This is a genomic window from Pseudomonas sp. GXZC (assembly GCF_026967615.1).
Taxonomy (GTDB): domain Bacteria; phylum Pseudomonadota; class Gammaproteobacteria; order Pseudomonadales; family Pseudomonadaceae; genus Aquipseudomonas; species Aquipseudomonas azotoformans_A.
On record NZ_CP114115.1, the window covers coordinates 6,599,224 to 6,618,937 of the forward strand.

Consider the following 19,714-nt stretch of genomic DNA (forward strand, 5'->3'; position numbering starts at 1 on the left):
TCCACGGGCGCATCTTGAATGTCGACGATAGCAGACCACATCGGCCAGGTTAGCCAGCGCATCCGCGCCGCTGCCGACGCCGTGCAACGTGACGCAAGCAGCATCCACCTGCTGGCCGTGAGCAAGACCAAACCCGCGCAAGCCGTGCGCGAAGCCTATGCCGCCGGCATGCGCGACTTTGGCGAGAACTACCTGCAGGAAGCCCTGGGCAAACAGGCCGAATTAACTGACCTGCCCTTGAGTTGGCACTTCATCGGCCCCATTCAATCGAACAAGACGCGCGCTATCGCCGAGAACTTCGCTTGGGTGCATTCCGTGGACCGCCTCAAAATCGCTCAACGCTTGTCCGAACAACGCCCGGCCGACCTGCCACCGCTGAATATCTGCATCCAGGTCAATGTCAGTGGCGAAGCCAGCAAGTCCGGCTGTACACCCGCCGACCTGCCGGCCCTGGCCCATGCGATCAACGCCCTGCCGCGCCTGAAACTGCGTGGCCTGATGGCGATTCCGGAGCCGACTGAAGATCGGACCGCGCAAGACGCAGCGTTCGCCGCGGTACGCGACCTGCAAAACAGCCTGAACCTGCCGCTGGACACACTTTCCATGGGCATGAGCCACGACCTTGAGTCGGCCATTGCCCAAGGCGCCACCTGGGTGCGGATCGGTACCGCCCTGTTTGGTGCCCGCGACTACGGCCAGCCATGAAATGGCTGACTTCCCTCTGAGTAAGGACCTGTCATGAGCAACACGCGTATTGCCTTTATCGGCGCCGGTAACATGGCGGCCAGCCTGATCGGTGGCCTGCGGGCCAAGGGCCTGGACGCCGCGCAAATCCGCGCCAGCGACCCAGGCGCCGACACCCGTGCCCGCGTCAGCGCCGAGCACGGCATTGAAACCTTTGCCGACAACGCCGAGGCCATCCAGGGCGTCGATGTGATTGTGCTGGCCGTTAAGCCGCAGGCCATGAAAGCCGTGTGCGAAAGCCTGCGTCCGAGCCTGCAGCCGCAGCAACTGGTGGTGTCCATCGCCGCCGGCATCACCTGCGCCAGCATGAACACCTGGCTCGGTGCCCAGCCGATCGTGCGCTGCATGCCCAATACGCCAGCACTGGTCAGCCAAGGTGTGAGCGGGCTGTATGCCACCGCCGAAGTGAGCGCCGAGCAGCGCAACCAGGCGCAAGAGCTGCTGTCCGCCGTGGGCCTCGCGCTGTGGCTGGAGCAGGAGCAGCAACTGGACGCGGTCACCGCCGTATCCGGCAGCGGCCCGGCGTACTTCTTCCTGCTGATCGAGGCCATGACTGCCGCTGGCGTGAAACTGGGCCTGTCCAAGGACGTGGCCGAGCAACTGGCCGAGCAGACTGCCCTGGGTGCCGCGCATATGGCGGTGGCCAGCGATGTGGACGCCGCCGAGTTGCGCCGTCGCGTGACCTCGCCAGGCGGCACCACACAGGCGGCCATCGAGTCGTTCCAGGCCGGGGGCTTTGAAGCCCTGGTGGAAAAAGCATTGGGTGCCGCTGCGCACCGCTCGGCGGAACTCGCCGAACAACTGGGCAAATAAGGAGCCAACATGATTGGTTTGAACACCGCAGCCGTCTATGTGCTGCAAACCCTCGGCAGTCTGTACCTGCTGATCGTCCTGATGCGCTTCGTGCTGCAGCTGGTGCGTGCGAACTTCTACAACCCGCTCTGCCAGTTCATCGTCAAGGCCACCCAGCCGCTGCTCAAGCCACTACGCCGGATCATCCCGAGCCTGTTTGGCCTGGACATGTCGTCGCTGGTGCTGGCAATCCTGGTACAGCTGGCCTTGATGGCGCTGACCCTGCTGCTGACCTATGGCACCACCGGCAACTTCGTACAACTGCTGGTCTGGGCCATCATCGGCGTGACCGCGCTGTTCCTGAAGATCTTCTTCTTCGCCCTGATCATCAGCGTGATCCTGTCCTGGGTCGCCCCCGGCAGCCACAACCCTGGCGCCGAACTGGTGAACCAGATCTGCGAGCCGGCCCTGGCGCCGTTCCGCCGTCTGCTGCCGAACCTGGGCGGCCTGGATATTTCGCCGATCCTGGCGTTCATGGTGCTCAAGTTGCTCGACATGCTGGTGATCAACAACCTGGCAGCCATGACCGGCATGCCAGAGATTCTGCGCCTGCTGATCTGATGTTCCATGGCGAGGGAGGCCCCTCCCTCGCCATTGCTTGCCGCTAGGTGCAGCGGTCTTTAGACTTACGCCTCATTTAAACGAGAGCAGGGTCGATGCCAGCTGCCTTTCCCCCCGATTCTGTTGGACTGGTCGTGCCCCAAGTGGCGCACTTCAGCGAACCGCTGGCCCTGGCCTGCGGGCGTTCGCTGCCTGCCTATGACCTGATCTATGAAACCTACGGCCAACTGAACGCCACGGCGAGCAACGCCGTGCTGATCTGCCATGCCTTGTCCGGCCATCATCACGCCGCCGGTTTCCACTCGGTTGACGAGCGCAAGCCCGGCTGGTGGGACAGTTGCATCGGCCCCGGCAAGCCCATCGACACCAACAAGTTCTTCGTGGTCAGCCTGAACAACCTCGGCGGCTGCAACGGTTCCACCGGCCCGAGCAGTATCAACCCGGAAACCGGCAAGCCGTTCGGCGCCGATTTCCCGGTACTGACCGTGGAAGACTGGGTGCACAGCCAGGCCCGCCTCGCCGACTTGCTCGGCATCCACCAGTGGGCCGCCGTGATCGGTGGCAGCCTGGGCGGCATGCAGGCGCTGCAATGGACCATCACTTACCCGGACCGTGTGCGCCATTGCCTGGCCATCGCCTCGGCGCCCAAGTTGTCGGCGCAGAACATCGCCTTCAACGAAGTGGCGCGCCAGGCCATCCTGACTGACCCGGAGTTCCACGGCGGTTCGTTCCAGGAAGCCGGGGTGATCCCCAAGCGCGGCCTGATGCTGGCACGGATGGTGGGGCATATCACCTACCTGTCCGATGACTCCATGGGCGAGAAATTCGGCCGTGGCCTCAAGAGTGAGAAGCTCAACTACGACTTCCACAGCGTCGAGTTCCAGGTGGAAAGCTACCTGCGTTATCAGGGTGAGGAGTTCTCCGGGCGTTTCGACGCCAACACCTACCTGCTGATGACCAAGGCCCTGGACTATTTCGACCCGGCCGCCAATCACGACGACGACCTGGCGAAAACCTTCGAAGGTGCCACCGCCAAGTTCTGCGTGATGTCGTTCACCACCGACTGGCGCTTCTCGCCGGCCCGCTCCCGTGAGCTGGTGGACGCGCTGATGGCCGCGCGCAAAGACGTTTGCTACCTGGAAATCGATGCGCCGCAAGGCCACGACGCCTTCCTGATTCCGATCCCGCGTTACTTGCAGGCGTTCGGCAATTACATGAACCGGATTACTGTGTGAGAACGCCATGAGAGCCGACCTGGAAATCATCCAAGAATGGATCCCCGCCGGCAGCCGCGTGCTCGACCTGGGCTGCGGCGATGGCGAACTGCTGAGCTGGCTGCGCGACAACAAGCAAGTCACCGGCTACGGCCTGGAAAACGACCCGGACAACATCGCCCAGTGCGTGGCCAAGGGCATCAACGTGATCGAGCAGGACCTGGACAAGGGCCTGGGCAACTTTGCCAGCAACAGCTTCGACATCGTGGTGATGACCCAGGCCCTGCAAGCCGTGCACTACCCGGACCGCATCCTCGACGAGATGCTGCGCGTCGGCCGCCAGTGCATCATCACCTTCCCGAATTTCGGCCACTGGCGCTGCCGCTGGTACCTGGCCACCAAGGGCCGCATGCCGGTATCGGACTTCCTGCCCTACACCTGGTACAACACGCCGAACATCCACTTCTGCACCTTCGAAGACTTCGAAGCCCTGTGTGGCGAGCGTGAAGCCAAGGTGATCAACCGCCTTGCCGTCGATCAACAGCACCGCCACGGCTGGGCGAGTAAACTATGGCCCAACCTGTTGGGCGAAATTGGTATTTACCGGGTCAGCAGTCCTGGCCTGACCGACCACAAGATTGCCGTCTAATCATCTTCAAGAGGGACGCTCATGAGTCGTTTGGCTATTTTTCTATTGACCGCCTGCCTGGGCGCCAGCGCCGTGGCCGCAGACGCAATAGACGCTAACCGCAAGAAAGACTTCGGTGACATCACCGTGCACTACAACACCTTCACCTCCAGCTTCCTGCAACCGGAAACGGCCCAGGCTGTCGGCGTGGTGCGCAGCAAGGAGAAGGGCCTGATCAACGTGACCGTGATCAAGGGCGTGACCCCGGTGGCCGCGCAAGTCACCGGCACCATCAAGGACCTGGGCGGCAAGAGCGAGATCCTGACCTTCAAGCAAATCAACGAGAAAGGCGGCGTCAATTATCTCGCGCCCTACTCCGTGACCCAGCGGGAATACAAGACGTTTACCATCAACGTTGAAACCGGTGGCAAAGCCCATAGCTTCCAATTCAACCAAGAACTGTTCCCGGCCGAATGATGAAACTCACCCAACTCGTACTGGCCAGCCATAACGCCGGCAAACTCAAAGAATTGCAGGCGATGCTCGGCGACTCCGTGCACCTGCGCTCCATTGGCGAGTTCAGCCATGTAGAGCCGGAAGAGACCGGCCTGTCGTTCGTCGAGAACGCCATCCTCAAGGCACGCAACGCCGCACGCATCTCCGGCCTGCCAGCGCTGGCGGACGACTCGGGCCTGGCGGTGGACTTCCTCGGCGGCGCGCCTGGCATCTACTCGGCACGTTATGCCGATGGCAAGGGCGACGCGGCCAACAACGCCAAGCTGCTGGACGCGCTCAAGGACGTGCCGGATGAAGAGCGCGGCGCGCAGTTCGTCTGCGTGCTGGCACTGGTACGCCACGCCGATGACCCGCTGCCGATCCTGTGCGAAGGCCTGTGGCACGGGCGCATCCTGCATGCGGCCAGTGGCGAACATGGTTTTGGCTATGACCCGCTGTTCTGGGTGCCCGAACGCAATGTTTCCAGTGCCGAATTGAGCCCGACCGACAAGAACCAGATCAGCCACCGTGCTCGCGCAATGGATTTGCTGCGCCAACGCCTGAGCCTGAAATGACCCAGAACACCTCTGCGCAGCCGCTGATCCACGGCGGTGCGCAAACACCTCGGGCGGCCTTGCCGGTACTGCCGCCCCTGGCGCTGTATATCCACATCCCGTGGTGCGTGCGCAAATGCCCCTATTGCGACTTCAACTCCCACACCGCCAGCAAGGTGCTGCCGGAAGAGGAGTATGTGGACGCCTTGCTGGCAGATCTCGACCAGGATCTGCACGCTGTGTACGGTCGCGAGCTGAGTTCGATCTTCTTTGGCGGCGGTACGCCAAGCCTGTTCAGCGCCGCCGCATTGGGCCGCCTGCTCAAGGGTGTGGAAGCGCGCATCCCGTTTGCCAGTGATATCGAGATCACCCTGGAAGCCAACCCCGGCACCTTCGAACAAGAGAAGTTCGTGGCGTACCGCAAGTTGGGGATCAACCGGCTGTCCATCGGCATCCAGAGTTTCCAGCAGGAAAAACTTGAAGCGTTGGGGCGTATCCACAACGGCGATGAAGCCGTGCGTGCCGCCGGCATGGCGCGCCAGGCCGGGTTTGATAACTTCAACCTGGACCTGATGCACGGTTTGCCCGATCAGTCCCTGGACGACGCCCTGAGCGACTTGCGCCAGGCCATCGCGTTGAAGCCAACGCACTTGTCCTGGTACCAGCTGACTCTGGAACCCAACACCGTATTCTGGAACCAGCCGCCCACGCTGCCGGAAGACGACACGTTGTGGGATATCCAGGAAGCCGGCCAGGCGCTGCTTGCCGAACACGGTTACGCGCAATACGAAGTGTCGGCCTATGCCCAACCGGGTCGCCCGGCGCGGCATAACCTGAACTACTGGAGCTTTGGCGACTTTATCGGCATCGGCGCCGGCGCCCACGGCAAGCTCAGCCATCCAGACGGGCGCATTGTGCGCACCTGGAAGACCCGCGCACCGAAGGACTACCTCAACCCGGCCAAAAGCTTTCAGGCTGGCGCGAAGGAACTGACCAACGAAGAACTGCCGTTCGAGTTCCTGATGAACGCGTTGCGCCTCACCGAGGGCGTCGAGGCCAGGCTCTACGCCGAGCGTACCGGCCTCGATCTGGCGAGCCTCGATGAAGGCCGCCGCGAGGCCGAACAAAGTGGCTTAATGCAGGTCGAACCGTCACGCCTGGCGGCGACCGACCGTGGGCAACTCTTTCTCAATGACCTGTTGCAGACGTTTTTGAGCTGATCGCTCTTAAGGAAATCGAATGGATTTGGTACTCGACCTGCTCGCCACCGTATCCCGCTGGAGCCGTAGCAACCTGTCGGAAATCTCACTGGCTCTCGTCGGCTGCCTGCTGGTGCTGTTCGGCGCAGATATCAAAGGCTGGGTGGAAGCGCGCCTGGGCAGCATCGCGGGCGCGTTGCGCGTACCGCTGATGGCGCTGGTGTGCATGATCGGCAGCGGCGCCGCGTTGATCTACGCCACGCCGTGGATTGTGCGGGGGTTGAGCCAGTTCAATAACTACAGCCTGGCGCCAGTTCTGGTGGTCGTATTGGTGTTGATTGGCGTAGTAGCAGACCGCCGCTGACTTAAAGCCCGACACAAAACAAATGTGGGAGCTGGCTTGTTGTGGTGAGCGGGCTTGCCCCGCGCTGGGTGGCGAAGCCGCCCCAACAAAGTCACCGAGTTTCTTCAGACAAAACTAGCTGTTGGATTTTAGGGCCGCTTCGCAGCCCTGCGCGGGGCAAGCCCGCTCACCACAACAAGCCAGCTCACCACAAAAGCCCGCCTGCCACAGCAAACCAGTTTAGTCAGTCAACCTTCTCGAACTTCAAATCCCACACGCCATGCCCGAGTCGCTCGCCGCGACGCTCGAACTTAGTGATCGGACGCTCAGCCGGGCGTGGCACGCATTTGCCGTCTTCGGCGATGTTGCGGTAGCCGGGCGCGACGTTCATCACTTCCAGCATGTATTCCGCATACGGTTCCCAGTCGGTGGCCATGTGCAGGATGCCGCCCACTTTCAGCTTGCTACGTACCAGCTCCGCGAAGGAGGCCTGGACGATGCGGCGTTTGTGGTGACGGGCTTTGTGCCATGGGTCCGGGAAGAACAACATCAGGCGGTCGAGACTGTTGTCGGCGATGCAGCGGTTGAGCACTTCGATCGCGTCGCAGTCATACACGCGCAGGTTGGTCAGCCCTTGGGTCAGCACGCCATTGAGCAGCGCACCTACACCTGGGCGGTGCACTTCCACACCGATAAAGTCCTGGTCCGGCGCGGCGGCGGCCATTTCCAGCAGGGAATGGCCCATGCCGAAGCCGATTTCCAGGGAACGCGGGGCCGAACGGCCGAACACCTGGTCGTAATCCACCGGCGCATCGGCCAGCGGCAACACGAACAGCGGCGTACCTTGCTCCAGGCCCTTTTGCTGGCCTTCGGTCATGCGACCGGCGCGCATCACAAAACTCTTGATGCGGCGGTGCTTGGACTCGTCGCCTTCTTCCAGGGTGTTCGGCGTTTCGTTTGATTCAGTCATCAATGGCTCTTACTTGATCAGACCATCCAGCGGCGAGGAGGCGCTGGCGTAGAGTTTTTTCGGCATACGACCGGCGAGGTAGGCCAGGCGGCCCGCGACGATGGCGTGGTTCATGGCTTGCGCCATCATGATCGGCTGCTGGGCATGGGCGATGGCCGAGTTCATCAGCACCGCGTCGCAGCCCAGCTCCATGGCGATGGTCGCGTCGGAGGCGGTGCCCACGCCGGCATCCACCAGCACCGGGATCTTTGCTTCTTCCAGGATAATCTGCAGGTTGTACGGATTGCAGATACCCAGGCCGGAACCGATCAGGCCGGCCAGTGGCATGACGGCGATGCAGCCGATTTCTGCCAGTTGGCGCGCGATAATCGGGTCATCGCTGGTGTAGACCATCACGTCGAAACCTTCCTTGACCAGGGTTTCGGCGGCCTTGAGGGTTTCGATCACGTTGGGGAATAGGGTTTTCTGGTCGGCCAGCACTTCCAGCTTCACCAGGTTATGGCCGTCGAGCAGCTCACGCGCCAGGCGGCAGGTGCGCACGGCTTCGATGGCGTCGTAGCAACCGGCAGTGTTCGGCAGGAAGGTGTAGCGATCCGGCGACAGCACTTCGAGCAGGTTCGGCTCGCCTTCGATCTGGCCGAGGTTGGTGCGGCGCACGGCGAAGGTGACGATCTCGGCGCCCGAGGCTTCGATGGCCAGGCGGGTTTCTTCCATGTCGCGGTACTTGCCGGTGCCGACCAGCAGACGGGACTGGAAGGTACGACCGGCCAGGACGAAGGGCTTGTCGCTACGAACGATGCTCATGGGAAATCCTCGAAATGGGGTGAGGTTCTGCAGAATTCAGGAAGCTGCGCGACTAGCCGCCGCCGATGGCGTGGACCACTTCGACCTGGTCACCTTCGGTGAGCGCAGTTTCGGCGTGCAGGCTTCGCGGGACGATATCCAGGTTGAGTTCCACTGCGACGCGACGCCCGGTCAGGTCCAGACGGGTCAGCAGGGCCGCAACGGTTTCACCGTCGGGCAGTTCAAAGGATTCGCCGTTCAACTGAATGCGCATGCCACGGGCCGCCATCGTTTTAAGGGGCCCGCATTCTAGCCCGATTGACGTTGCCGGCCCAAGCCCCTTGGTCAGGCGGCCTGCAGGCGCCATGCCGCCAGACCGAGGAAAAACCAACCTAAAAGGAACGCCAGCCCACCAAACGGCGTGATGATGCCTAGCTTGCTGAAACCCGTCAGCGTCAGCACATACAGGCTGCCGGAGAACAACAGGATACCGACAGTAAACGAGATGCCCGCCCAGCTGACCAACCGGCCAGGAATATGCGCCGCCAGCAACGCCACACCGAATAACGCCAGGGTATGCACCAGTTGGTAGGTCACGCCGGTATGGAAGATAGCCAGGTACTCGGCGCTCAAGCGATTTTTCAGGCCATGGGCAGCAAACGCGCCGAGCGCGACACCGGTAAAGCCGAAAAAGGCAGCCAACATCAGAAAGCCACGCAACATGAGGAACTCCAGTCAGACTCAAAGGGCCGGGTCTGTATAATGGCCCGCTCAACGGGTTCGGCCAAGCCATCTCTATGCTGCGTCTCCTCTTCAAACGCTTTCTCAACGTCGTGAAATGGTTTGCCATCGGCAGTGTGCTGCTGGTGTTGCTGTTTCGTGTCGTCCCGCCGCCGTTCACCGCGCTGATGGTGGAACGCAAGGTTGAATCCTGGTTCGACGGCGAACCCATTGACCTGCAGCGCAGCTGGGTGCCGTGGGATGAGATCTCCGACGACCTCAAAGTGGCGGTGATGGCCGGCGAAGACCAGCGCTTTCCGCAGCATTGGGGTTTTGACTTCGGTGCGATCCAGGCGGCGATCCTGCACAACGAGCGCGGCGGCTCGATTCGCGGCGCCAGTACGTTGAGCCAGCAGGTGTCGAAGAACCTGTTCCTGTGGGCCGGCCGCAGTTATTTGCGCAAAGGCCTGGAAGCCTGGTTCACCGGCTTGATCGAGGTGTTGTGGCCCAAACAGCGGATTCTTGAGGTGTATCTCAACAGTGTTGAGTGGGATGAGGGGGTGTTTGGCGCGGAAGCGGCGGCTCGGCATCACTTCGGCGTGAGTGCCAAGGGGTTATCGCGGCAGCAGGCCAGCTATCTGGCGGCAGTGTTGCCTAACCCTCGGGTGTGGAGTGCCAGTCATCCGACGGCGTATGTGGCGCGGCGCGCGGCGTGGATTCGGCAGCAGATGAGTCAGTTGGGTGGGGATGGCTATTTGGTCGAACTGAACAACTCGCGCAAAGCACCATGGTCTGACTGACCCTAAGTCCCAAACAAAAAATGCCCCGATCTTTCGATCGGGGCATTTTTTTTGTCTTTTCGCTGCGTTTTAGGCAGCGATCGACAACTTCAGCTTGTTCATCGCGCTTTTCTCAAGCTGACGAATCCGCTCGGCCGACACGTTGTACTTCTGCGCCAGGTCGTGCAGCGTGGCTTTGTCTTCTGCCAGCCAGCGCTGGTAGAGGATGTCACGGCTGCGGTCGTCCAGCACTTCCAGCGCTTCGTGCAGGTTGTGGTTGGAGTTGTCGCTCCAGTCCGCATCCTCCAGTTGACGCGCCGGGTCGTACCGGTGGTCTTCCAGGTAGTTGGCCGGCGATTGGAAGGCGCTGTCGTCGTCCGCTTCAGCGGCCGGGTCGAAGGCCATGTCATGGCCGGTCAGGCGGCTTTCCATCTCGCGCACTTCACGGGGCTCCACGCCGAGGCTTTCGGCCACGCGGTGGACTTCCTCATTGTTCAGCCACGCCAGGCGTTTTTTCTGGCTACGCAGGTTGAAGAACAACTTGCGCTGGGCCTTGGTGGTCGCCACTTTGACGATGCGCCAGTTGCGTAGGATGAACTCGTGGATTTCCGCCTTGATCCAGTGCACAGCAAACGACACCAGACGCACACCCATTTCCGGGTTGAAGCGTTTCACAGCCTTCATCAGGCCGACGTTGCCTTCCTGGATCAGGTCAGCCTGGGCCAGGCCGTAGCCGCTATAGCTACGGGCGATATGTACAACAAAACGCAGGTGGGCGAGCACCATCTGCCGAGCCGCCCCCAAATCCTGCTCATAGTAGAGACTCTCGGCCAGTTCACGCTCCTGCTCGGGCGTCAGCAAGGGAATGCTGTTGACCGTGTGCACATAGGCTTCCAGGTTCGCACCCGGGACCAAGGCATATGCAGGTTGCAAAGAAGTGGTCATACAAAACCTCCGACTTACATAACTCGTGCAGTGAAGCACTGCGAAAATTGACCGGGAACCGTAGGACAAGTTCCCTAAACCACCAATACGGTCAATACAAACGAAACCACATTAATCTGACATTAACTACTTCGGTGCCAACTCGCGTAAATGACGAGCGACCGCAATCCAAGCACCGATATACCCCAACAATACCGCGCCAAGCAAGAGACTCAGACCATCGGCTACCGGCACGCCGGCCAGCGCGAAATCACTGCCGTAGAGTCCGGCCAGCCCGACCACCGCGTCGTTCAGCCAGTCCAGGCCGAAAGCCAGCACGCCCCAGGACAAAATCCCGGCACCAAAGCCATAAAGCGCGCCCATGTACAGAAAAGGACGACGCACATAGCTGTCCGTGCCGCCGACCAGTTTAATCACTTCTATCTCGGTGCGACGGTTTTCAATATGAAGACGAATGGTATTACCTATCACCAAAAGTAATGCAGACACCAACAGCACCGTCAGACCGAACACAAAGCGGTCGCCCAGCTTGAGGATCGCCGCCAGGCGCTCTACCCAGACTAGATCAAGTTGCGCCTGTTGCACCTTGGGCATCTCTGCGAGTTTTTGTCGCAGGGCTTCCAGCGCCGGCTTGTCGACTTCATTCGGCGTCACCAGCACCACGCCCGGCAGCGGGTTCTGTGGCAGCTCTTTAAGCGCCTCGCCCAGGCCGGATTGTTGCTGGAACTCTTCAAGGGCCTGGTCGCGGCTGATGTACTCGGCATCCGCCACACCTGGGATGTTCTTGATGTCGTCGCGCAACGCTTCGCCGTCTTTGGCGCTGGCGTCGATGTTCAGGTACAGCGAGATCTGCGCCGCGCGCTGCCAGGAACCGCCGAGCCGCTCCACATTATTGAGCAGCAGCGACAACCCCATCGGCAGGCTCAGGGCGACTGCCATCACCAGGCAGGTGAAAAAGCTGCCGATCGGCTGCTTGCCCAGGCGGCGCAGGCTGTCGACCAGGCTGGCGCGATGGCTTTCGATCCAAGCGCGCAGCAGGGTGCTGAAGTCCGGGCCGTCATCGTCGTGATCGTGTTTTTTCTTCGGCGGTTGCGGGTCGGCCGGTTTCGGCGCCACGCGCTCGGAGACTTTAGGGCTGCGGGTCGCACTCATACGCCAGCCTCCCCGTCACCGATCAAGCGGCCGCGTTGCAAGGTGAGCATGCGATGGCGCATCCGCGCGATCAGCGCCAGGTCGTGACTGGCGATCAGCACGCTGGTGCCCAGCCGGTTGATGTCTTCGAACACGCCCATGATCTCGGCCGCCAGGCGCGGGTCGAGGTTACCGGTGGGTTCGTCCGCCAGCAGCAGGGCTGGGCGGTGGACGATGGCGCGGGCGATGCCGACGCGCTGTTGCTGGCCGGTGGACAGGTCGCCGGGGTAGAGATCGGTCTTGTCCGACAGCGCCACACGCTCCAGGGCCGAATCCACGCGCTTGACGATCTCGGCCTTGGACAGCCCGAGGATCTGCAACGGCAACGCCACGTTATTGAACACGGTGCGGTCGAACAGCAACTGGTGGTTCTGGAACACTACGCCGATCTGGCGGCGCAGGAACGGAATCTGCGCATTGCTAATGGTGGCCAGGTCCTGGCCCGCCAGCAACAACTTGCCGGTAGTCGGGCGTTCCATGGCCAGCAGCAGGCGCAACAGGGTACTTTTGCCGGCACCGGAGTGCCCGGTTACAAACAGAAACTCGCCGCGACGCACTCGAAAGCTCAGCTCATGCAAGCCCACATGCCCGTTGGCATAGCGTTTACCGACCTGCTCGAATCGAATCATGAACGCTCCCGCTCGGCAAACAGTGCCTGTACAAAGGGTTCGGCTTCAAAGGTGCGCAGGTCGTCGATGCCTTCACCGACGCCGATATAACGAATCGGCAACCCGAACTGTTTGGCCAGGGCAAAGATCACGCCGCCCTTGGCCGTGCCGTCGAGCTTAGTCAATGCCAGGCCGGTCAGTTGCACCGTCTGGTTGAATTGTTTGGCCTGGCTGATGGCGTTCTGGCCAGTGCCGGCGTCAAGCACCAACAGAACCTCGTGCGGCGCGTCTGCATCGAGCTTGCCGATCACGCGACGGACTTTCTTCAGCTCTTCCATCAGGTTGTCTTTGGTGTGCAGGCGACCGGCGGTATCAGCGATCAACACGTCGATGTTGCGGGCCTTGGCGGCTTGCACGGCGTCGAAGATCACCGAGGCGGAATCCGCGCCAGTGTGCTGGGCGATCACCGGGATCTTGTTGCGCTCGCCCCACACCTGCAACTGCTCAACCGCTGCGGCGCGGAAGGTGTCACCGGCGGCCAGCATGACTTTCTTGCCTTCGGATTGCAGCTTCTTGGCCAGCTTGCCAATAGTGGTGGTCTTGCCAGCGCCGTTGACGCCCACTACCAGGATCACGAACGGCTTGTTCGGGGTGATCACCAGCGGTGCCTCAACAGGCTTGAGCATGGCGGCCAGCTCGGCCTGCAGGGATTTGTACAGCGCATCGGCGTCCGTCAGCTGCTTGCGCGCGACCTTCTGGGTGAGGCTCTGGATGATCACGGCGGTGGCTTCGACGCCCACGTCGGCAGTGAGCAGACGGGTTTCGATGTCTTCCAACAGTTCGTCATCAATGACCTTTTTGCCGAGGAACAGGCTGGCCATGCCTTCGCCGATGCTGGCGCTGGTCTTGCTCAGCCCTTGCTTGAGACGGGCGAAGAAGCCGGTCTTGCTGGTTTCGACGGCAGCTGCCACAGGTTCTGGCTCGATCACCGCGGGCGCAGCGACCTCGACCACAGCCGGAATCGGCGGAGTCACGTGCTCAGCCTGCACATCTTCGACCAGGGCCACGGGCTCTTCGGCCACCGGCAGTTCAAGCCACGGCTTGTGCTCTGGTTCTGGCTCAGGCTCAGGCTCAGGCTCAGCTTCGACCACCGGCTGCAACACCGGCTCGGCCATCGGCAACACCACTGGCGCCGGGGTTTCAACAACCGGTTCGGCTTCTACTACAGGCTCAGGGATGGGTTCAGGCTGAACCGGCGGCTGTTCGTCGACGGTTTCCTGCGGCTTTTTGCGCAGCCATCCGAACAGGCCTTTTTTCTCGCCAGCCGCAGCTGGGGTCTTCTTGTCGTCGTTGGAACCAAACATGGAGACGGCTATCTCAAGGTAGCGACGCGCCAGTAGGCGCGTCGGTAAATAAAATTCGATGCGTAACAGACTGTTTTTTAGCCAGCTCGTTCATGCGCAACATTTTGAAGGCCAAAATAGGGCCTCAACAAGACAGCCGCAGTGGCCGTCACTCAGTCGGATCAGTATCCTAGCACCTCCTCGCCCGCCGACGCTAAGACCAAGCGGGCAGCCCAACAGGTTTAAAAACGAATGAATGCTCTAGCCCGCCGCGCCGCAGGCCTGCTGTTCAGCACAGTTTGTCTGCCTCTTTCAGCCTTGGCTGCCGACCCACAACCCACCCATGAATTCACCCTGGATAACGGCCTGAAGGTGGTCGTACGCGAAGATCATCGCGCGCCTGTGGTGGTTTCCCAGGTCTGGTACAAGGTCGGTTCGAGCTACGAAACCCCGGGCCAGACTGGTTTGTCCCACGCCCTGGAACATATGATGTTCAAGGGCAGCGCCAAAGTCGGCCCCGGCGAAGCCTCGCTGATCCTGCGCGACCTGGGCGCCGAAGAGAACGCCTTCACCAGCGACGATTACACCGCCTACTACCAAGTACTGGCCCGTGATCGCCTGGGCGTTGCCTTCGAGCTGGAAGCCGACCGCATGGCCAGCCTGCGCCTGCCGGCCGACGAGTTCAGCCGCGAAATCGAGGTCATCAAAGAGGAGCGCCGCCTGCGCACCGACGATAACCCGATGTCCAAGGCCTACGAGCGCTTCAAGGCCATGGCTTTCCCGGCCAGCGGCTACCACACGCCGACCATCGGCTGGATGGCCGACCTGGACCGCATGAAGGTCGAAGAGCTGCGCCACTGGTACCAATCCTGGTACGTGCCGAACAATGCCACCTTGGTGGTGGTCGGTGACGTCACCCCGGACGAGGTGAAAAACCTGGCCCAGCGCTACTTTGGCCCGATTCCCAAGCGTGACGTGCCACCGGCCAAGATCCCGATGGAACTGGCCGAGCCCGGCGAGCGCCTGCTGACCATGAAAGTGCAGACCCAACTGCCGAGCGTGATCCTGGGCTTCAACGTGCCAGGCCTGGCCACCGCAGAAGACAAACGGTCGGTGCAGGCGCTGCGCCTGATCTCGGCGTTGCTGGACGGCGGCTACAGTGCACGGATCTCCGAACAGTTGGAGCGCGGTGAAGAGCTGGTGTCCGCCGCCTCCACCAACTACGACGCCTACACCCGTGGCGACACCCTGTTCATGCTGACCGCCACCCCCAACCAGCAGAAGAAAAAGACCGTCGCCCAAGCCGAAGCCGGCCTGTGGCGCCTGCTGGAAGAGCTGAAGGCCAAGCCGCCGACCGCCGAAGAACTGGAACGTATCCGCGCCCAGGTGATTGCCGGCCTGGTCTACCAGCGTGATTCCATCACCAGCCAGGCCACGGCCATTGGCTCCCTGGAGACCGTTGGCCTGTCCTGGAAACTGATGGACACCGAGCTTGCCGACCTGCAAAGCGTGACCCCGGACGATATCCAGAAAGCCGCACGCACCTATTTCACCCGCGAACGTCTCAACGTCGCCCATGTCTTGCCTCTGGAGACCGCTCATGAGTGATCGCAAAAGCAGCCGCCTGATTTTCCCCGGCCTGATCGTTGTCACCCTGATCGCCGCCAGTGCCGTGTATTTCCTGCGCCCGAGCGACTCCGTCGCCAGCCCGGCGCTGGAAAAAGCCCAGTCGAGCAACAAACTGCAATCCCTGGCAGAGCTGGACGACAAGGCACCGACCAACCGCAAGCTCGACGTACAAACCTGGACCACCGCCGAAGGCGCCAAGGTGCTGTTCGTCGAAGCCCATGAACTGCCGATGTTCGACGTGCGCATCCTGTTCGCCGCCGGTAGCAGCCAGGACGGCAACGTGCCGGGCCTGGCGCTGATGACCAACGCCATGCTCAACGAAGGCGTGCCGGGCAAGGATGTAAGCCAGATCGCCCGTGATTTCGAGGGCCTGGGCGCGGACTTTGGCAATGGCGCGTACCGCGACATGGCGCTGGTGTCCCTGCGCAGCCTCAGCGACAGCGATAAACGCGACGCCGCACTGAGCCTGTTTGATCAGGTGATCGGCAAGCCAACCTTCCCCGCCGACTCCCTGGCGCGGATCAAGAACCAGATCCTCGCCGGCTTCGAGTACCAGAAGCAGAACCCCGGCAAGCTGGCGAGCCTTGAGTTGTTCAAGCGCCTGTACGGCGATCACCCTTACGCACACCCGAGCGAAGGCACGCCAGAGAGCGTTCCGAAGATTACCCTGGCGCAGTTGCAGGCATTCCATGCCAAGGCCTATGCGGCCGGCAACGCGGTGATCGCGGTGGTGGGTGACCTGACCCGCGCCGAGGCCGAAGCCATGACCGGCAAGATTTCCGCCTCGCTGCCTAAAGGCCCGGCCTTGCCGAAAATCGCCCAGCCGACCGAACCCAAGCCAGGCTTGAACCGCATCGAATTCCCGTCCAAGCAGACGCACCTGCTGTTCGCCCAACTGGGCATCGACCGTGCCGACCCGGACTATGCGGCTTTGTCCCTGGGTAACCAGATCCTTGGCGGCGGTGGTTTCGGCACCCGCCTGATGAGCGAAGTGCGTGAAAAACGCGGCCTGACCTACGGCGTGTACTCCGGCTTTTCACCGATGCAGGTGCGCGGCCCGTTCATGATCCAGCTGCAGACCCGCGCCGAAATGAGCGGCGGCACCCTGCGCCTGGTGGAAGACGTGGTGAAGGACTACCTCGACAACGGCCCGACGCAAAAAGAACTGGATGACGCCAAGCGTGAGCTGGCTGGCAGCTTCCCACTGTCCACCGCGAGCAACGCCGATATCGTCGGGCAGTTGGGTGCGATGGGTTTCTACAACCTGCCGCTGACCTATCTGGAAGATTTCATGAAACAATCCCAGGCCCTGACCGTAGAGCAGGTCAAGGCTGCCATGAACAAACACTTGAGCGCCGACAAGATGGTCATCGTGACCGCCGGCCCGACGATTGCGCAAAAGCCACTACCGCCCCCCACTGACAAACCCGCCGAGCAGCCGCTCGGGGTTCCGGAGCATTAATGGCCAGTTCATCTCGCCCGAAAAAACCTGTCCACAACGTGCATAACGGTGTGGGCCAGCTGCGCATCATTGGCGGCGAATGGCGCAGCCGCAAGCTGAGTTTCCCCGACGTGGTAGGCCTGCGCCCGACGCCGGACCGCGTGCGTGAAACCCTGTTCAACTGGCTCGCGCCGTACATCGCGGGCGCCAAGGTGCTGGACCCGTTTGCCGGCAGTGGCGCGTTGTTCCTGGAGTCGCTGTCCCGTGGCGCCGCCCAGGCTCAGGCGCTGGATGCGAGCAATATCGCAGTCTCCAGCCTCAAGGAACACCTGGGCACCCTGCGCTGCACCAATGGCCAGGTGCAAACCGCCGACGCGCTGCGCTATCTGGAAACCCAGCCAGCCAGCCAGTTCGATGTGGTATTCCTCGACCCGCCGTTCAACCAGAACCTGCTGCCGACCGTGTGTACGCTGCTGGAAGAACGTCAGTGGCTGGCGCCGGATGCATGGATCTACACTGAAAGCGAGACCGCGCCTTCGACCCTGGGCCTGCCGGCAAGCTGGCGCCTGCACCGGGAACAGAAGTCCGGACGGGTGTATTACGCGTTGTGGCATCGCAGCGTCGCCTGATCCCCGGTTGTAGCAGCAGGGCTTGTGTTGTGGTGATCGGGCTTTTTGTGGTGAGCAGGCTTGTTGTGGTGAGCGGGCTTGCCCCGCGCTGGGCTGCGAAGCGGCCCCAAAACCAGCAATGATGTTCTAACTGACCAGTCGCGGTGTTCTTGGTGGGGCTGCTTCGCAGCCCAGCGCGGGGCAAGCCCGCTCACCACAATAAAGTGCGTTTGCCACCGAGAGTTTCATGAAGCCTTCTACCCACCTGTTCACCCCCGCCTTCGGCCTCGGCAACCCCCACCTGCAAACACTGTGGGGGCCGCTGTGGCGTCCCACCACCCACATCGACCGCCAACGCGAACGCCTGTGGCTGGACGACGGCGACTTCCTCGACCTCGACTGGCATGGCCCCCACGACGCGCAAGCGCCGTTGGTGCTGGTGCTGCACGGCCTGACTGGTTCATCCAACTCGCCTTACGTGGCCGGCCTGCAAAAAGCCCTGGCTGCGCAAGGCTGGGCCAGCGCCGCGTTGAACTGGCGTGGCTGCTCGGGCGAACCGAATCTGTTGGCGCGCAGCTATCACTCCGGTGCCAGCGAAGACCTCGCGGCAGCGATTGCCCACCTGCGCACCAAGCGGCCGTTGGCGCCGCTGTATGCCGTGGGTTATTCGCTGGGCGGCAATGTGCTGCTCAAGCATCTGGGTGAAACCGGCGATGCATCGGGACTGCAAGGCGCGGCGGCGGTGTCGGTGCCGTTTCGCCTGGACCAGTGTGCAGACCGTATCGGCCTGGGCTTTTCGCGGGTGTATCAGAAGCACTTCATGCGTGAAATGCTGGCGTATATCCGCGTCAAGCAGCGTCGCTTTCTGCAGGACGGCCAGGCAGATGGGCTCAAAACCCTGGAAGCCTTGGGCTCACTGGAAAAGATGCGTACGTTCTGGGATTTCGATGGCCGGGTGACTGCGCCGCTCCACGGGTTTCTGAGTGCCGAGGACTATTACCGCCGCGCGTCAAGCCGCTATTACCTGGGCGAGATCCGCACGCCCACCCTGATCATCCAGGCCGCCGATGACCCGTTTGTATTCGCCCACAGCCTGCCCGAGGCGAGCGAATTATCGGCGTGCACGGAGTTTGAGCTGCTGGCCAAGGGGGGGCATGTCGGCTTTGTCGATGGCACCCTCAAGCGCCCCGGTTATTACCTGGAGCGCCGTATTCCCGCCTGGTTGCTCAGTCGCCGGTAGCGATTGCCCGCGTCGGATCGGTAATCCACTCGCTCCACGACCCCGCATACAACTTGCCCAACGGGTAACCCGCCAAGCTCAGGGCGAACAGGTTGTGGCACGCCGTCACGCCGGAACCGCAATACGCCACCAGTTCATCCGGCGAGCGACCTTGCAGTTGCGCGGCGAAGCGCTGCTTGAGCTGTTCAGCCGGCAGGAAGCGGCCGTCCGCGCCCAGGTTTTCGTTGAAGGCCGCACATTGCGCGCCTGGGATGTGCCCAGCGATCGGGTCAATCGGCTCCACTTCGCCACGAAAGCGTGGTTGAGCGCGGGCATCGATCAGCGTCAATCCCGGCTGGCCCAGGCGTTTTTGCAGGTGTTCGGCGTCCAGCAACAAGCGGTTGTCCGGCATACCAGCGAACGTCCCAGGCTCAACCAGCGGCGTGTCCAGGCTCAGCGGGAAACCTGCGGCGTGCCAGGCCTTGAGGCCGCCATCCAGGATAAACACGCCATCGCGCTTGCCCAGCCAGGCCAGCAGCCACCAGGCGCGGGCGGCATAGGCGCCGGGGCCGTCGTCGTACAGCACGATTTCGGTATCGGCGTTGATGCCCCACGCCCGCAATTGCTGGCCCAAGGTGTCCGCCGCTGGCAATGGGTGACGTCCCGTGACGCCCTTGGTCACCGGGCCACTGAGGTGGCGCTCCAGGTCGGCGTATTGCGCGCCTTCGATATGCCCTTCGGCATAGCTGCAACGCCCGTAGTCCGGGTCTTCCAAGGCAAAACGGCAATCCAGGATCACCACCCCGCCGGCCTTCTGGCGCTCGGCCAGTTGCTGGGGGCTGATCAGTTGGGCAAGCGGCATGACGGACTCCTAGTGAACAGATTCGG

Annotated in this window: 23 protein-coding genes; 14 read left to right on the forward strand and 9 right to left on the reverse strand. The window is 62.1% G+C overall.

All coding sequences use genetic code 11. The features are described 5' to 3' along the window. Positions 1-18 precede the first annotated feature (18 nt). The 9 genes from OZ428_RS31235 (at position 19) to OZ428_RS31275 (ending at position 6,611) form a co-directional block, all read left to right on the forward strand. Entirely contained in the window at positions 19-705 is a 687-nt protein-coding gene (locus OZ428_RS31235; protein ID WP_133075462.1) for a YggS family pyridoxal phosphate-dependent enzyme, read from the forward strand. A gap of 33 nt (positions 706-738) precedes the next feature. Further along, complete coding sequence (gene proC / locus OZ428_RS31240; RefSeq protein WP_269132234.1) at positions 739-1,557, forward strand: pyrroline-5-carboxylate reductase; 819 nt, start codon at positions 739-741, stop codon at positions 1,555-1,557. 9 nt (positions 1,558-1,566) lie between these two features. Next, positions 1,567-2,157 carry a YggT family protein gene (locus tag OZ428_RS31245; protein WP_033897055.1) on the forward strand — a complete coding sequence of 197 codons (591 nt, stop codon included), beginning with the start codon at positions 1,567-1,569 and terminating at the stop codon, positions 2,155-2,157. 95 nt (positions 2,158-2,252) lie between these two features. Further along, positions 2,253-3,392: a homoserine O-succinyltransferase MetX gene (gene metX / locus OZ428_RS31250; protein ID WP_095013877.1), complete on the forward strand. Its 1,140-nt coding sequence runs from the start codon at positions 2,253-2,255 to the stop codon at positions 3,390-3,392. A 7-nt stretch (positions 3,393-3,399) separates the two neighbouring features. After that, entirely contained in the window at positions 3,400-4,020 is a 621-nt protein-coding gene (metW, locus tag OZ428_RS31255) for a methionine biosynthesis protein MetW (RefSeq protein ID WP_010207236.1), read from the forward strand. A 21-nt stretch (positions 4,021-4,041) separates the two neighbouring features. Next, entirely contained in the window at positions 4,042-4,476 is a 435-nt protein-coding gene (locus OZ428_RS31260) for a DUF4426 domain-containing protein (RefSeq protein WP_016976033.1), read from the forward strand. After that, a complete protein-coding gene (gene rdgB / locus OZ428_RS31265; RefSeq protein WP_269132235.1) occupies positions 4,473-5,069 on the forward strand; it encodes an RdgB/HAM1 family non-canonical purine NTP pyrophosphatase in 597 nt (198 codons plus the stop codon). Before OZ428_RS31260 ends, rdgB begins: the two co-directional genes overlap by 4 nt. After that, positions 5,066-6,268, forward strand: coding sequence for a radical SAM family heme chaperone HemW (gene hemW, locus OZ428_RS31270; RefSeq protein ID WP_133075465.1), 1,203 nt, complete (start codon positions 5,066-5,068; stop codon positions 6,266-6,268). The genes rdgB and hemW overlap by 4 nt, the downstream gene beginning before the upstream one ends. A 19-nt stretch (positions 6,269-6,287) precedes the next feature. Continuing rightward, entirely contained in the window at positions 6,288-6,611 is a 324-nt protein-coding gene (locus OZ428_RS31275; protein WP_016972961.1) for a DUF3392 domain-containing protein, read from the forward strand. Between the two features lie 223 nt (positions 6,612-6,834). On the opposite strand, the gene trmB is transcribed toward OZ428_RS31275, so the two are convergent. The 4 genes from trmB to OZ428_RS31295 form a co-directional block, all read right to left on the reverse strand. Next, positions 6,835-7,560 (reverse strand): tRNA (guanosine(46)-N7)-methyltransferase TrmB, encoded by a 726-nt coding sequence (gene trmB / locus OZ428_RS31280; protein ID WP_033897051.1) that lies wholly within the window; start codon positions 7,558-7,560, stop codon positions 6,835-6,837. A 9-nt stretch (positions 7,561-7,569) separates the two neighbouring features. Further along, complete coding sequence (locus OZ428_RS31285) at positions 7,570-8,364, reverse strand: thiazole synthase (protein ID WP_016976029.1); 795 nt, start codon at positions 8,362-8,364, stop codon at positions 7,570-7,572. 52 nt (positions 8,365-8,416) lie between these two features. Continuing rightward, positions 8,417-8,617, reverse strand: a complete 201-nt coding sequence (thiS, locus tag OZ428_RS31290; protein WP_015886354.1) for a sulfur carrier protein ThiS — start codon at positions 8,615-8,617, stop codon at positions 8,417-8,419. Positions 8,618-8,688: 71 nt separating this feature from the next. Further along, positions 8,689-9,066: a DUF423 domain-containing protein gene (locus OZ428_RS31295; RefSeq protein ID WP_105697151.1), complete on the reverse strand. Its 378-nt coding sequence runs from the start codon at positions 9,064-9,066 to the stop codon at positions 8,689-8,691. Positions 9,067-9,140: 74 nt separating this feature from the next. Here OZ428_RS31295 and mtgA point away from each other — a divergent pair, with 74 nt between their 5' ends. Beyond that, entirely contained in the window at positions 9,141-9,863 is a 723-nt protein-coding gene (gene mtgA / locus OZ428_RS31300) for a monofunctional biosynthetic peptidoglycan transglycosylase (protein WP_016976027.1), read from the forward strand. A 69-nt stretch (positions 9,864-9,932) separates the two neighbouring features. Here mtgA and rpoH read toward each other — a convergent pair whose 3' ends face one another. The 4 genes from rpoH to ftsY all read right to left on the reverse strand — a co-directional run bounded on the left by rpoH (position 9,933) and on the right by ftsY (position 13,950). Further along, positions 9,933-10,787 carry an RNA polymerase sigma factor RpoH gene (gene rpoH, locus OZ428_RS31305; RefSeq protein WP_016972967.1) on the reverse strand — a complete coding sequence of 285 codons (855 nt, stop codon included), beginning with the start codon at positions 10,785-10,787 and terminating at the stop codon, positions 9,933-9,935. A gap of 126 nt (positions 10,788-10,913) precedes the next feature. Beyond that, positions 10,914-11,939 (reverse strand): permease-like cell division protein FtsX, encoded by a 1,026-nt coding sequence (ftsX, locus tag OZ428_RS31310; RefSeq protein WP_016976026.1) that lies wholly within the window; start codon positions 11,937-11,939, stop codon positions 10,914-10,916. Then, positions 11,936-12,607, reverse strand: coding sequence for a cell division ATP-binding protein FtsE (gene ftsE, locus OZ428_RS31315; protein WP_003234627.1), 672 nt, complete (start codon positions 12,605-12,607; stop codon positions 11,936-11,938). Before ftsE ends, ftsX begins: the two co-directional genes overlap by 4 nt. Further along, positions 12,604-13,950, reverse strand: coding sequence for a signal recognition particle-docking protein FtsY (ftsY, locus tag OZ428_RS31320; RefSeq protein ID WP_095013883.1), 1,347 nt, complete (start codon positions 13,948-13,950; stop codon positions 12,604-12,606). Before ftsY ends, ftsE begins: the two co-directional genes overlap by 4 nt. Before the next feature lie 231 nt (positions 13,951-14,181). On the opposite strand from ftsY, the gene OZ428_RS31325 reads away from it, so the two are divergent. The 4 genes from OZ428_RS31325 to OZ428_RS31340 all read left to right on the forward strand — a co-directional run bounded on the left by OZ428_RS31325 (position 14,182) and on the right by OZ428_RS31340 (position 18,847). Then, positions 14,182-15,537 carry a M16 family metallopeptidase gene (locus tag OZ428_RS31325; RefSeq protein WP_269132236.1) on the forward strand — a complete coding sequence of 452 codons (1,356 nt, stop codon included), beginning with the start codon at positions 14,182-14,184 and terminating at the stop codon, positions 15,535-15,537. Next, positions 15,530-17,020, forward strand: coding sequence for a M16 family metallopeptidase (locus OZ428_RS31330; protein ID WP_061434497.1), 1,491 nt, complete (start codon positions 15,530-15,532; stop codon positions 17,018-17,020). The genes OZ428_RS31325 and OZ428_RS31330 overlap by 8 nt, the downstream gene beginning before the upstream one ends. Further along, a complete protein-coding gene (rsmD, locus tag OZ428_RS31335; RefSeq protein WP_133075469.1) occupies positions 17,020-17,628 on the forward strand; it encodes a 16S rRNA (guanine(966)-N(2))-methyltransferase RsmD in 609 nt (202 codons plus the stop codon). Before OZ428_RS31330 ends, rsmD begins: the two co-directional genes overlap by 1 nt. 226 nt (positions 17,629-17,854) lie before the next feature. Next, positions 17,855-18,847, forward strand: coding sequence for a hydrolase (locus tag OZ428_RS31340; protein ID WP_133075470.1), 993 nt, complete (start codon positions 17,855-17,857; stop codon positions 18,845-18,847). On the opposite strand, the gene OZ428_RS31345 is transcribed toward OZ428_RS31340, so the two are convergent. Further along, positions 18,834-19,688: a sulfurtransferase gene (locus tag OZ428_RS31345; protein ID WP_133075471.1), complete on the reverse strand. Its 855-nt coding sequence runs from the start codon at positions 19,686-19,688 to the stop codon at positions 18,834-18,836. The two genes, OZ428_RS31340 and OZ428_RS31345, sit on opposite strands and share 14 nt — an antisense overlap. Positions 19,689-19,714: the final 26 nt, after the last annotated feature.